Below are 11,828 nucleotides of genomic sequence, written 5' to 3' on the forward strand. Positions count from 1 at the left end.
AATTAAGTAAGGCACAGTATGTAATGGCAGGGAAGATAACAACGGACTGGGTGCGAATTGCTACTGCAGGTGAAACCGTCGATGGCCGCACCATAGAAGCAAGTTGGATCACTGACATGGCTGAAACGTACAACTCCAAAAAATATGCCGCCTTGATTTGGCCTGAGCATACTCGATGGGGGGGTAATTATGGTGAAGTACTGGAGGTTAAAGCAGAAGAGGTTGAAGGCGAAACTACGTTATTTGCACGTTTATCACCGAATAGTCGATTAGTTTTCGCCAATGAACAAGGGCAGATGCTTTATACCAGTATTGAGGTGCATCCTGATTTTCAAAAAACAGGAAAAGCCTATTTGATTGGTTTAGCGGTAACAGATAGCCCAGCGTCAACCGGCACGGATAAGCTGAGTTTTAACCAACAGCAACAGGGTGTGATTTTTTCTACACCGTTACGGCTTGAGATTGACAAGATAACAGAAGAAAAAGCGGGTTTATTTCATCGTTTGTTTTCTTCTGATAAACCAGAAAGCAAGGAAGCAGACATGACCCCAGAAGAGCGGGCAGCATTTGCAGCAGAAACAGCCACAGCATTAGCTGAACAATTACAACCAATGTTCAGTGCATTAGCTCCGTTAGCACCAGAAGATAAACAGGGTGAAGAAGCACCTGAAATGGTGACATTGGCGCAATACAACCAATTAGATGAAACGTTGCAAGGTCTGAAAACAGAGTTTGAAGCATTTAAACGCCAAGAACCTCAAGGTCAAGAGCCCCACGGCGATCATGGTACAGAACAAGTGGAGCTTAATTAAATGGGTTTGAATGTATTAGCGACAAAATATGTTGAAGAATTTGCCACAGAACTGGCAAAGCAATATGGCATCAGTGATCCCTCTAAACAGTTTGCGATAACCGGTCCTAAAGAAACCCAGCTACGTAAAGCGTTATTGGAATCTGTGGATTTTCTTAAAGCCATTACGACACAAGATGTTGATCAGATTAAAGGTCAAGTGGTCGATGTGGGTATCAACACATTACGTACTGGTCGTAAATCGTCAGGGCGTTTTAAAAGTACCGTTGGCGTTGATGGTAATGAGTACGAGCTGATTAAAACAGATTCGTGTGCAGCGTTACCGTGGTCATTGTTATGTGTGTGGGCGAATGCGGGCAGTGCGGGTGAGTTCATGCGTTTGATTAATGAAACCTCTAATCAATCTTTTGCGCTTGATATGATCCGTATTGGCTTTAATGGTGTCAGTGTGTCTGAAGATACAGACCCTAAAGCCCATCCTCTGGGTGAAGATGTCAATAAAGGCTGGCAACAGCTTGTGAAAGAGAAACACCCTAAGCAAGTCATTGAAGTCGATGTGTATTTAGACCCCACCAATGGCACGTATAAATCACTCGATGCGATGGCGTCTGATTTGATTCACTCGTGTATTGATCCGAGTTTCCAAAATGACCCGCGTTTAGTGGTGTATGTCGGTTCTGATTTAGTGGCCGCAGAGCAACAGCGTCTATTGAACGCAGCAACCACCCCAACAGAGAAAAATGCCGCGCAACAATTGGCAAACACGATTGCCGGTCGACGTGCATTAACACCGCCATTTTTCCCGAGTAAACGAATGACGGTCACTATTCCTAAAAATTTGATTATCAATACTCAAAAAGGAACCCGTAAACGTAAAGCTCAAGATGTTGAAGATCGTGAAGCGTTTGAAAGTACGTATTGGCGCATGGAAGGGTATGCCGTTGCTGAGCCTAAAGCATATGCCTCGTTTGATGAAGCGCATGTAACGATTGGTCCTAAACCAGCAGAAGGTTAACAGATGGGGTTATCACCGATTCAGCAATATCACCAACGGATTGATGCTCAGCATATAACGGTTGATAACGGACATTATTCTTTCGCTGATAAGCAGCAATTACATGACATTGCCCTTGAGCAAGATTTAGCGCAGCTAAAAATACTCGGTCGTATTAGTGACAAAATTGAGTTTAAAAAAACGGTGTTACTGCCTAAATATAGACCGATGGCAGAGCAATACCTTGCCTCAAAGCAAGTGAACCAAGATGTGATTTTTCAATATGTTGTGGTGTGGCTATTTGATACTGAGCAATTTGATACCGCCATTGAATGGGCATTAATAGCGATTACGCAGGGGCAAGGGTTGCCCATCGCCAAACGGACTTGGCCTGCCTTTATTGCCGATGAGGTATTGATATGGTCTGAACGAGAAGCGGAAAAAGGCAACAGTGTTGAACCGTATTTTTCGGCTGTATTTGAAAAAGTCATGAATGTATGGCGCTTAAATGAAGCGTTAACCGCAAAGTATTACAAGTTCGCAGGGTTACAGTTATTGCGGGATGAAAGCGGCAAAGCAGTTGCCACCGGTATTGGTGACATAGAACAACTACACCAGGCAAAAACATTATTAGAAACAGCCATGGACATTCACCCTAAATGCGGGGCGAAAACTCAAATAGATAAGATAGCGATGCGCCTACGGGCATTAGAGAAAATGTAACCACTCCCAACCATTGCGCCCGCTTGTTTTTCATTAATAGCAGATATTGCTAAATGCGTGACAAAGCAAGGCAGGGCGCAACTCAAGAGGTAATGCAGCCATGTTTTCTGGAAAAGGTATTGATTACCAAGAGACGGAAATTCATCAAGAATGGTGGCCAACGATTCATGTTGGTGATTTTGAAGCCCGTCGCGGTGTGCCTGCTGATATGGCACCAGAGAAAATTGCTGCCTTACTTTTTGCCGCTGTTGAACAGGTAAATATTGAATTAGCACCGTATCAACAACGACAAATTGAACAAGGCTATAACAGCGCAGAGGCGGTGCAAGGAGGCGCCACAATGCAAGGAATTAACCGCCTTTGCCACTTATACCAAACGGCTGTTTTTGCGAGAGCGAAAGCTGATTTACTCCCTGAATACGCAACGGGACAAATGCGTAAAGCAGGGGACACCGTTGCTGAACGAGAGCCGGAAACACGAGAGAGTTTATTGGCTGAAAGCCAAGTTCATATACGCACTATTTTTGGTAAGCGTCGCGCTTCGGCGATGTTGCTATGAGTATCGAGCCTCAATCAAAGAAAGGTTATTACCTACAAGGTGTGACTCAACGGTTATATCAGGTGTTGCCTAAAAAATTGCATGACCACATGGATGCGTGGATGACAGAAATCACCCCAGTAACAGGGGCGAAAAGTTATGGCTCAGGGGGAATGACACTCTATTGGATGAAATACACGGCGGTGTTTGATTTTGAGCGGTTTCCGTTTACAGAGTTTGACCCTCAAGTGTTGTTTGCCAATGTGATGGCATGGCTTTATGACCATGATCTTTATCGTGATGATCATGGGCTTGACGCACCGACGTTTGATAATGAAGCAGAAACAGATCGCACGAGTACCGTATCAATTGAAATTGAGTTTATTGAGCCAGTTGATATTGTCCTCGACCCACAGGGAGTGATTGATTATATGGGGCAAAAATGGACGTTAGCCCCCCATAAAGAATGGGCGGCTGAGCATGGTGATATTGCAGTAGGAAGCCATTAAATGCTGAGGGTAACAATACCGAGTAAAAGCTTACTCAATGTGTTGGAACAATTACAGTTATTGAACCTTCAGCCAGCGACCCGACGAAAAATATTACGCCGTATTGGTCGTGAAGTGGTGAAAACAAATAAAGCATCGATGCGAGCGCAGCATGATCCTCAAGGACGAAAATGGGTCGGGCGTAAAAGCGGTAAGAAAAAACGGATGATGCGTAAATTAGCCGCCAAGTTTACTGCGATACCTGATACCGACAAGGTGATCATGACATGGAAAAACAATTTAGCGTCGAATGCCGCTTTTCAGCATCAACATGGTATAGAACAACATTTTACGGCAAAGCTAGCAGTAAAAATCCATGGTAAACCTGATTACAAAGCGCCAGCGACACGCGCACAGGCTAAAAAATTAATCGCGTTGGGCTATCGCATTAAAGGGAAAAGTAAGAAAGGTCGCCGCCCCAGCCTCAAGTGGATTATTAGTCATCTTAATCAAGGTAAAGCCGGGTTGATTATACGTTTATTGGCCGATAAACCAACCAAACAGGAATGGGATATTCGTTTACCTGTACGGCAATTGGTTGCGATTGATGACCGGCAAGTGAACTTAATAATTAAACAAGAGTTGAAAAGGAATCGTCAACGATGACATGGCCGACAGTACAAGTTAACCAGCTCAATATGATGGGTGGTGAGCTCAAGGAAGTAGAACGCCACTTTTTATTTATTGGCACCGGTACGCAACAACCTAATGTGTTGCAACAAGTCACGAGTCAAACGGATATTGATGCCGTTTTGGGGAAAGCAGACACCCCATTAAAACAAGAAGTGAAGGCGGCATTATTAAATGCAGGTCAAAACTGGACTGCAGCCGTGATGGAAATACAGGCCGATGATGATTGGACTGTTGCTGCACAACAAGCGCAGCTGACCGATTCATTTGAAATGATTGTGTTGTGTGATCCGATTGGCATTGATGCAAAGGCAGCGATCACAAAAGCACAAGCATTACGCTCAACCTTGATTTCAAAGTGGGGACGTTTTGTTCGAGTGATGTTGTCAGTTAAAGGTATCGATAAGAAAACGCAAACGTGGGCGCAATATGAAGCGGCGGTGGTGTCATTACAATCCACCTTAGCGGCCGATGGCGTGATGGTTGTCCCTCAAATTTTCACAGATGGCACGGTAGGTAAATTAGCTGGGCGATTGTGTAACCGCGCCGTGACGATTGCCGATACCCCTTGCCGAGTAAAAACAGGGGCGTTACTGGGTGATATGACGTTACCCGTAGATAGTGCTGCAGAAGTGTTACCTATTGCCAGTTTACAAAACCTTGAAAAAAACCGGATTAGTGTTCCGATGTGGTGGCCTGATTTTGATGGGGTTTACTGGGCAGATGGGCGCATGCTCGATGTGGAAGGTGGCGATTATCAAGTAGTGGAATACTGCCGCATCATGGATAAAGTCGCACGTAAATTACGGGTGCGTGCCATTGCTCGTATTGGTGATCGTTCGTTGAATTCTACCCCTGCCAGTATTGCTAGCACTAAGCGGTATTTTTTACGTGATATGCGTGTGATGGCGAAATCGACCACGATAGCCGGTGTGTTATTTGTTGGGGAAATTGCGCCACCGGTTAACGATGATATGAACATTCAATGGGTAACAAAAACGAAAGTCCGTATTTATGGCGTGGTTACTCCCATTGATTGCCCTAAACAAATTGAAATCAACTTAATGTTGGATTTGCAGTTAGCAGAGGATGCATAAATGGGCGGAAAACGCATAACAGGGAGCAGTTTTGATACTGAGATTTTAGGTGAATTCATTCACGTAGAAAAAGGCACGGTCAGTATTACCGATAATAGCCAAGCGGTGAGTACACGCGGTATTCCTGATGGTTGGGTGGCGGGTGATGTATCAGCCACGGTAGAGCTAGAGATCTCAACCAAATACATTAAGCAAGTGATTGATGCCGCGCGTAAAGCGGGCAGTTTTCGTGAACTACCTGTCGATGATGTCAGTTTCTATGCTAACACCGGCGCAGAAGAATTGAATATTGAAGCCTTTGGGGTGAAGTTCAATGTTGAAGACTTATTGGATTTTGAATCAAAAGGCAGTGACGTGTTAACCCATAAATTAAAAGGGGCAGTAACCAGTTCTGACTTTATTCATATTGATGGGGTGCCTTATCTGAGCCAAGACGATACCCGTAATATGGTGGCCTAATCATGGACTTTGCCGATTATGGTGCTGTGATTGAGCAGCAAGAAAGAGAACGGCTGCTCGCTAATTTGCAGATTAAAAAGAACACAAACAAACCCAGTGCAATGGAATGCCAAGAGTGTGGCGACCCTATTCCCAAAGCGCGGCAGGATGCTGTGCAGGGTTGCCAATATTGCGCATCGTGCCAGAGCGAAAAGGAATAAGCGCAATGCACGAACTTTTTGACCGTGTCACCAATGTCGTCGTCTATGTGATGTCGGTATTAGGGGTCATGTCCAGTTCAATGAAATTAGAAGATTGGTATTTTTTTACCTCTATCTTAGTGGCTGTCGTGGCATTGATTGCCAATATTTGGCACAAGCGCGTGATGCAGCAGATTGCAAAAGAGAAAGGGATTTTTTTTAAGAAATGAAACATATCAAAAAGGTCGTGTGTGCTGTCTCCGTCATTGTCGCTTTAGTGACGGGGGGCGTTGTCACTCAAGGTAATGATGCTGTAGGGGACGTTGTGATTGATGGGCAATCATTAGGTGTTTTATCGGTGAGTCAGGAAGGGCTTTTACTGATAGCCAATGCTGAAGGGTGTCGCCAAGATCCTTACCGTTGTCCTGCGGATTTATTAACTAATGGTATTGGTAATACGGTAAAAGTTACAGGGAAAACAATCACCCAACAACAGGTTGCGAAAGACTTTGTACGGAATGTTCAAGCGGCTGAACAGTGCATCAATCAACTTGCACCAACGACACCAAGCCAAGGGCAATATGATGCTTTTGTGAGTTTTGTTTTTAATACCGGTTGTACGCGGTTCCAACGTAATCGTGATGGTACCAGTACGACTATCGGTAAATTAGTGAAGCAAGGGAATTATGCTGCAGCGTGTCGTGAATTACCTCGGTGGGTGTATGGCGGTGGCAAGAAATTACGGGGGCTGATCACCCGTCGAGGGCATGAATATGATCGTTGTATGGCAGTGGATTAAAACATTAATGGGACTGGGATTAGTTGCTTTAGTGGTGGTGTTTGGCGTGGTTTTATCCGAGACAAAAACAGAATTAGTGACTGCAAAATCTGCCGCTAGTCATGCACATATCGCTAATCAAGTGAATCAGGCACAGATAAAGGCGTTAACTCAACGCAATACCCAGCTCGATACAATGTTAACTCAGCGTCGAGAAAAGCAATTACACCAAGAGGCCACACTCCGTGAAACGACCACAGCACTGCGTCATGCACTGGAAAAAGAGGCGTGTTATCAACGTCCTTGGCCTGATGATGTTATTAAGCGGCTGCAGCAGTCCTATTGAAAATACACAAGTAAGCGTGATCACTCTCTTACCGCCTTTAGGCTTGATTTCTCGTTGCCATAAACCGCAAGTGATCGGAAAGACGCCAGCAGAAACGGCGGCGGATGATGTACCTAGATTAAAAGTGGCGTTAGCCGATTGTGCACGCCAAGTGGATGATTATTTAACATGGCGCGCTGACCAAGCGATGACCTTAACACCTTAATGGATAATTTTATGACACACGTAACATTGGATGTTCAAAATACGTCAATCACCTTTGCCCCAACGTTAAAGGCATATAACGACTACATCAATAAATTGGGGATGAACGATAAGGTTGCTCCTACGATTAATTACCTTAAACGTATTGTGGTACCTGAATCGAAAGTGGATTTAGACACGCTGATTTTATTACCTGGTGCAGCATTGTCATTAGTCGCTGTCATCAATGATGAATTTGCTCCTGACTTAGAGATCACTGTAAAAAAATAATGGCGTCTGCCGCTGCATTAGAAACCAATGCATTGGGACAAATGTTAGCAATTAAAGACATGATGTTACCGCATAGCCCCGATGATACAGAGACTATTGGCAAGGCATTATGGCTCTATCATCATCAACTTGAAGGTCAAAGTATTGCCATTGCTAATGGTATCGGTAAAGCATTCATGGGGGCAGACGAATGAGCAGTGGTTTAGATAAATTAATGCTGCAAGTTGGCTTGATAGACAAAGTCACTAAACCGCTAAAAGGCATTAAAGGCTCTGTGGAAAAATTGGGCGAATCGACAAAAGCTGGGTTTCAAAAAATGGCGGGCGGGGCGTTAAGCATTGCCGGTGCAGGTCTTGCTGTTCAATCAGCGTTAATGCCAGCGATTGAAATGGATCGTAGGATGGGAGAATTATCCAGTCTAGGCACGACGGAAACGGCCATGGCAAAGCTCAAGAAAACTGCATTAGGTTTTGCGGTGGAATATGGCAAATCAGCGACCGAATTTGTTGAAGCCTCTTATGATATTCAATCTGCTATTGGTGGGCTGAAAGGTGATGAACTGGCTAATTTTACCAAAGCGTCAGCCGTTCTTGCTGCAGCGACGAAATCGGATACCAAAACCATTACCAGTTATATGGGGACGATGTACGGCATTTTTCAAAACCAAGCTAATGAGATAGGGAAAAGTACGTGGGTTAACCGTGTTGCAGGCATGACGGCGCAAGCGGTGAAGATGTTTAAAATGGACGGTGACAAAATGTCGCAAGCGTTTGAACGTTTAGGCTCCAGTGCCACGGCTATGGGGGCATCAATGCAAGAGCAAATGGGGGTGTTAGGTATGTTGGGTGCTTCGATGGGAGGCAGCGAAGCGGCGACGAAATACCAAAACTTCATTGCAGGTGCAACGAAAGCTCAAAAAGCCTTGGGTCTGTCTTTTTCTGATAGCCGAGGCAAGTTATTACCCACGGTGAAAATTCTTGATCTTCTTAAACGTAAGTTTGGGGATTTAAGCCATATGGGTACCAAAGATTTTACCACCTTACAAAAAGCGTTTGGTAATAAACAGGCGGTGGAATTTATTCAAGCATTAGCCGATAAAACCCAAGAACTGAGTGCCAATATTAATACGTTAGGTCAGGTTAAGGGGATGGATATTGCGACGAAAATGGCAAAGAAACAAACGGACCAATGGGAACGGCTAGAGAATGCATGGTTTGCTATTCGTGCCGCCGCCGGTGGATTGATTATGCCAGCTTTTGCGCGTATCGCGGGAATGATGGCTAACGGCGCTACTTTACTGATGGCCTATATGGATAAATACCCAGAGTTGACGGCTTTATTAGGGTATGCCGCGATGGCGGTAGTGGGATTTGGTGTCGCGTGTGGTGTCGCTTCGTTTATGACCGGGGCATTAGGGGTTGCGATGGCAGTATTGACGAGTCCAATTACCTTAACGGTAGCGGCGATTGCAGCGTTAGTCGCGGTTGTTATTTGGGGATGGGATTATATCAAAGCCTTTTTTGACGGTTTTTATCAGGGGTTTATGAAAACATCGGGATTGACAGCTGTTATTGCTCCTATTAAAGGCATTTTTATCACTATCGGTGAAGCTATTAGTTTTGTTGTGAAAAAATTAATGGAATGGTTTCCTGTTCTTAATAGTGCCAAAGGGGATATGGCTGAGATTATTCAATTGGGGGGTAATGTCGGGGAAACCATAGGCAAAATATTTAACGTTATTACCGCGCCAGCTACGTTTGCATTGAGCATGATAGATAAACTTTTAAAAAAGATAAAAGCCTTAACGACTATCAAAATGCCCTCTCTCAATATGCCATCTTTTAAAATGCCGTCGTTCTCATGGCCGTTTTCAGGTGACGATGATAGCGAGACTAAGCGTACTGCAAGCCAATACCTGAAACAAAAAACGTCAGTGACTGCAGTGCCAAGTGGTGGACTCTCTCAAGCGATGGCTTCTCAAGGTAATCAAGGTGGGAACGTCACCCATACCGGTGATATTACGGTTATTCAGCAGAAACCTCATATGACTATTGCTGAGATCACCGAGCAAGCAGAGTTGCAGCATGGATAAACAACAGATTGATATCTTAGTGATGGCAGGGGGATGGGTGATTGATGCGGGGCATCAACCCCAATTAACGAATAATCGCTGGTCAATTGGGCAAGATATCAAACATGCCATTATGGAAAGTGGTTTAGCACGAGAACTGCAGGGTGAACGGTCAGTGGCTTATCGGTGTGATGTGATGACGCGTATCGAATTGCTGACTGAACAAGATAATCGAATTAAAGCAGGTACTGCGCGGTGTATAGAAGAAACTCAGCGGCGTTATCTATTGACGGCTGAGACGAAAGATTTTGGTGTCATTAATGCAAGGATGCAATTTTGAGTATACGACCTGATGTTGACTTTAATCCATTATTGGTAGAAGCCGGTATTCCTACTGATGAAACCGCATTAGCCACGATGCTGGCAAAAGCGGTGGCGGATGCCGGTAGTACGCTGTCCAACGATTCGCGTATGTCACCGTTTTGGCGCTGGGTTCGTGCTGTAGTTGTGACCCCCGTATTATGGTTAGTGAACGAATTACTGGCTAAAAATGTATTACCTGCGATGTTTACGGCCACGGCCACCGGCGCTTTTGCTGATTTAAAAGCATGGGAAACGAATACCACCCGTAAAGCCGCTCAATTCACTGTGGGGAATATTGCGTTTACTAAAAAAGATGCGCAACAAGCGGTCGTGATCAAAGCGGGTACAGAAGTAACGACAGAGCGTATTGATGATCACGTCTATCGGTTACATGTTCAACATGATGTGCTGATCCCGATGGGTAAATTGACAGGATTGATACCCTGTAAAGCATCAGTAGCAGGCAAAAATTATAATTTGGCTGCAGGGTATTTTAATATTTTACCAGACGCTGTCGCCGGTATTGAGAGTGTGACAAATCCTACCGATTGGATTGTACAGTTAGGCGCCGATATTGAAGGTGATGATGAATTGTGTTTGCGCAGTCGTAATGCCTTTTCAACCGTTGGCCGTTATCACATTGATGCTGCTTACCGCGCCATTATTTCTCGCGTGGCGGGTATTCGACCCGATTTGATTTGGTTTAAAAATACAGGGGATACGGTACCCGGCTCAGCAGAGGCGTTGATTTTAATGGAAGTGGGGGAAACGCCTCAACATGTATTGGATCAGCTTAATGATTATATCAATCACCAAGGCTATCACGGCCATGGTGATTTACTCACATGCAAGGCATTACCTCGTATTCCACAAGTATTAACCGTTGTGGTGTATGTAACTAACAATCTTGAGATAGATGCACGTACTGCAATACAGGCGGAAGTTGAATTTCGTATTCGCGCTGCTTTTCGTGAAAACGATGCTTTTCCGGATATGACACGCACTTATGCACAATCGTTGTTCTCGTTTTCTGAAATGGTACGTGAAATTCATAACGCGATGCCCACGGTTAAACAAATCACCATGAATAAAACAATGATCCAAAGTGGGTTATCAATACCGATGATATCAACCTTGTCTATCGAGGTGAAAAATGAAATCGGGGCATGATGCGATGAAAGCCATGCCTGATTTGCCTGCAGCGAAGGTGCCTTTTTGGGAAGATGGCAAGACGTTAGTGACGACAGTGATTGAACCTTATTTTATTACTCGCGGTATCACGGCTTTTTTTCAATATATTAAAAACGGGTTACAACTGCCTTTGCAGCAACTTGACCCATTGACCTGTAGTGAACGCGTGTTGGGGCTCATTGCATGGCAGCGTGACATTGTTCGGTTTGAACATGAGCCGTTGGATTTATACCGCAAGCGGGTAGCGTTTGCTTTTATTAATGCAAAAGATGCCGGCGAGGTGGCGGGGTTTAAAGGTATTTTCACTCGACTAGGCATTGGTTGGGTTCAAATTCACGAGCGCCAAGATGCGATCGCATGGGATGTGATTGATATTGAGCTAAGTGATAGCGATTTAGCGAACAATGCAGATTTGATGATGGCGATTATCCATCATTATGGCAGAACCTGCCGACGTTACCGGTTTCAGGTGACCTATCCGGTTGTTGGTAATTGGCGAGGTGGAGAATGGGGATGTTCAACCCAAACCTATATTGCTACTGATGTTATCAGCACCGTTATTACTCCAACAAGAACAGCGATTGAGTGTGAACAATCGATATTTAGTGCACGTTTAAGGAACTAAC

General features: G+C 44.6%; 19 protein-coding genes. All 19 read left to right on the forward strand.

What is annotated here, in order from left to right; all coding sequences use genetic code 11:
• Nucleotides 1-23 precede the first annotated feature (23 nt).
• A complete protein-coding gene (locus tag VXS03_RS14080; RefSeq protein WP_327764414.1) occupies nucleotides 24-812 on the forward strand; it encodes a GPO family capsid scaffolding protein in 789 nt (262 codons plus the stop codon).
• Entirely contained in the window at nucleotides 813-1,826 is a 1,014-nt protein-coding gene (locus VXS03_RS14085; RefSeq protein ID WP_065167598.1) for a phage major capsid protein, P2 family, read from the forward strand.
• Between the two features lie 3 nt (nucleotides 1,827-1,829).
• Entirely contained in the window at nucleotides 1,830-2,528 is a 699-nt protein-coding gene (gene gpM / locus VXS03_RS14090) for a phage terminase small subunit (protein ID WP_327764415.1), read from the forward strand.
• Between the two features lie 100 nt (nucleotides 2,529-2,628).
• Nucleotides 2,629-3,087 (forward strand): head completion/stabilization protein, encoded by a 459-nt coding sequence (locus VXS03_RS14095; protein ID WP_327764416.1) that lies wholly within the window; start codon nucleotides 2,629-2,631, stop codon nucleotides 3,085-3,087.
• Complete coding sequence (locus VXS03_RS14100; protein ID WP_107303951.1) at nucleotides 3,084-3,575, forward strand: phage tail protein; 492 nt, start codon at nucleotides 3,084-3,086, stop codon at nucleotides 3,573-3,575. The genes VXS03_RS14095 and VXS03_RS14100 overlap by 4 nt, the downstream gene beginning before the upstream one ends.
• Nucleotides 3,576-4,220 (forward strand): phage virion morphogenesis protein, encoded by a 645-nt coding sequence (locus VXS03_RS14105; protein WP_327764417.1) that lies wholly within the window; start codon nucleotides 3,576-3,578, stop codon nucleotides 4,218-4,220.
• Complete coding sequence (locus VXS03_RS14110; protein ID WP_327764419.1) at nucleotides 4,217-5,341, forward strand: DUF2586 domain-containing protein; 1,125 nt, start codon at nucleotides 4,217-4,219, stop codon at nucleotides 5,339-5,341. The genes VXS03_RS14105 and VXS03_RS14110 overlap by 4 nt, the downstream gene beginning before the upstream one ends.
• The gene (locus tag VXS03_RS14115) at nucleotides 5,342-5,800 is read left to right on the forward strand and encodes a phage protein (protein ID WP_080156230.1); all 459 of its coding nucleotides are present in this window, start codon (nucleotides 5,342-5,344) and stop codon (nucleotides 5,798-5,800) included. It begins immediately after the preceding gene.
• Nucleotides 5,801-5,802: 2 nt separating this feature from the next.
• A complete protein-coding gene (locus tag VXS03_RS14120) occupies nucleotides 5,803-6,000 on the forward strand; it encodes a TraR/DksA C4-type zinc finger protein (protein WP_080156229.1) in 198 nt (65 codons plus the stop codon).
• 5 nt (nucleotides 6,001-6,005) lie between these two features.
• Nucleotides 6,006-6,209, forward strand: coding sequence for a hypothetical protein (locus VXS03_RS14125; RefSeq protein ID WP_327764420.1), 204 nt, complete (start codon nucleotides 6,006-6,008; stop codon nucleotides 6,207-6,209).
• Nucleotides 6,206-6,778 (forward strand): lysozyme, encoded by a 573-nt coding sequence (locus VXS03_RS14130; RefSeq protein ID WP_327764421.1) that lies wholly within the window; start codon nucleotides 6,206-6,208, stop codon nucleotides 6,776-6,778. Before VXS03_RS14125 ends, VXS03_RS14130 begins: the two co-directional genes overlap by 4 nt.
• On the forward strand, nucleotides 6,753-7,103 hold the full coding sequence (locus VXS03_RS14135; protein WP_327764422.1) for a hypothetical protein: 351 nt from the start codon (nucleotides 6,753-6,755) through the stop codon (nucleotides 7,101-7,103). The genes VXS03_RS14130 and VXS03_RS14135 overlap by 26 nt, the downstream gene beginning before the upstream one ends.
• Before the next feature lie 16 nt (nucleotides 7,104-7,119).
• On the forward strand, nucleotides 7,120-7,308 hold the full coding sequence (gene lysC, locus VXS03_RS14140; protein WP_235865790.1) for an Rz1-like lysis system protein LysC: 189 nt from the start codon (nucleotides 7,120-7,122) through the stop codon (nucleotides 7,306-7,308).
• Nucleotides 7,309-7,319: 11 nt separating this feature from the next.
• Nucleotides 7,320-7,577: a putative phage tail assembly chaperone gene (locus tag VXS03_RS14145; RefSeq protein ID WP_080156570.1), complete on the forward strand. Its 258-nt coding sequence runs from the start codon at nucleotides 7,320-7,322 to the stop codon at nucleotides 7,575-7,577.
• Complete coding sequence (locus VXS03_RS14150; RefSeq protein WP_080156224.1) at nucleotides 7,577-7,771, forward strand: DUF6890 family protein; 195 nt, start codon at nucleotides 7,577-7,579, stop codon at nucleotides 7,769-7,771. The genes VXS03_RS14145 and VXS03_RS14150 overlap by 1 nt, the downstream gene beginning before the upstream one ends.
• Nucleotides 7,768-9,669: a phage tail tape measure protein gene (locus VXS03_RS14155; protein WP_327764423.1), complete on the forward strand. Its 1,902-nt coding sequence runs from the start codon at nucleotides 7,768-7,770 to the stop codon at nucleotides 9,667-9,669. Before VXS03_RS14150 ends, VXS03_RS14155 begins: the two co-directional genes overlap by 4 nt.
• Nucleotides 9,662-9,988, forward strand: a complete 327-nt coding sequence (locus tag VXS03_RS14160) for a DUF2590 family protein (protein WP_327764424.1) — start codon at nucleotides 9,662-9,664, stop codon at nucleotides 9,986-9,988. Before VXS03_RS14155 ends, VXS03_RS14160 begins: the two co-directional genes overlap by 8 nt.
• Nucleotides 9,985-11,181 carry a baseplate J/gp47 family protein gene (locus VXS03_RS14165; RefSeq protein WP_327764425.1) on the forward strand — a complete coding sequence of 399 codons (1,197 nt, stop codon included), beginning with the start codon at nucleotides 9,985-9,987 and terminating at the stop codon, nucleotides 11,179-11,181. Before VXS03_RS14160 ends, VXS03_RS14165 begins: the two co-directional genes overlap by 4 nt.
• A complete protein-coding gene (locus VXS03_RS14170) occupies nucleotides 11,165-11,827 on the forward strand; it encodes a phage tail protein (protein ID WP_327764426.1) in 663 nt (220 codons plus the stop codon). Before VXS03_RS14165 ends, VXS03_RS14170 begins: the two co-directional genes overlap by 17 nt.
• The last annotated feature ends 1 nt before the right edge of the window (nucleotide 11,828 follow it).

This window comes from Photobacterium sp. S4TG1, from assembly GCF_036040035.1.
Lineage (GTDB): Bacteria > Pseudomonadota > Gammaproteobacteria > Enterobacterales > Vibrionaceae > Photobacterium.

Excerpts from the sequence above, each read along its gene's own strand:
- VXS03_RS14155 (WP_327764423.1), top strand. The coding sequence starts at position 7,768 with ATGAGCAGTGGTTTAGATAAATTAATGCTGCAAGTTGGCTTGATAGAC.
- VXS03_RS14130 (WP_327764421.1), top strand. The coding sequence starts at position 6,206 with ATGAAACATATCAAAAAGGTCGTGTGTGCTGTCTCCGTCATTGTCGCT.
- VXS03_RS14170 (WP_327764426.1), top strand. The coding sequence starts at position 11,165 with ATGAAATCGGGGCATGATGCGATGAAAGCCATGCCTGATTTGCCTGCA.
- VXS03_RS14085 (WP_065167598.1), top strand. The coding sequence starts at position 813 with ATGGGTTTGAATGTATTAGCGACAAAATATGTTGAAGAATTTGCCACA.
- VXS03_RS14150 (WP_080156224.1), top strand. The coding sequence starts at position 7,577 with ATGGCGTCTGCCGCTGCATTAGAAACCAATGCATTGGGACAAATGTTA.
- VXS03_RS14145 (WP_080156570.1), top strand. The coding sequence starts at position 7,320 with ATGACACACGTAACATTGGATGTTCAAAATACGTCAATCACCTTTGCC.
- VXS03_RS14160 (WP_327764424.1), top strand. The coding sequence starts at position 9,662 with ATGGATAAACAACAGATTGATATCTTAGTGATGGCAGGGGGATGGGTG.
- VXS03_RS14120 (WP_080156229.1), top strand. The coding sequence starts at position 5,803 with ATGGACTTTGCCGATTATGGTGCTGTGATTGAGCAGCAAGAAAGAGAA.
- VXS03_RS14100 (WP_107303951.1), top strand. The coding sequence starts at position 3,084 with ATGAGTATCGAGCCTCAATCAAAGAAAGGTTATTACCTACAAGGTGTG.
- VXS03_RS14135 (WP_327764422.1), top strand. The coding sequence starts at position 6,753 with ATGATCGTTGTATGGCAGTGGATTAAAACATTAATGGGACTGGGATTA.
- VXS03_RS14115 (WP_080156230.1), top strand. The coding sequence starts at position 5,342 with ATGGGCGGAAAACGCATAACAGGGAGCAGTTTTGATACTGAGATTTTA.
- VXS03_RS14125 (WP_327764420.1), top strand. The coding sequence starts at position 6,006 with ATGCACGAACTTTTTGACCGTGTCACCAATGTCGTCGTCTATGTGATG.
- VXS03_RS14095 (WP_327764416.1), top strand. The coding sequence starts at position 2,629 with ATGTTTTCTGGAAAAGGTATTGATTACCAAGAGACGGAAATTCATCAA.
- VXS03_RS14110 (WP_327764419.1), top strand. The coding sequence starts at position 4,217 with ATGACATGGCCGACAGTACAAGTTAACCAGCTCAATATGATGGGTGGT.
- gpM (WP_327764415.1), top strand. The coding sequence starts at position 1,830 with ATGGGGTTATCACCGATTCAGCAATATCACCAACGGATTGATGCTCAG.
- VXS03_RS14105 (WP_327764417.1), top strand. The coding sequence starts at position 3,576 with ATGCTGAGGGTAACAATACCGAGTAAAAGCTTACTCAATGTGTTGGAA.
- VXS03_RS14080 (WP_327764414.1), top strand. The coding sequence starts at position 24 with ATGGCAGGGAAGATAACAACGGACTGGGTGCGAATTGCTACTGCAGGT.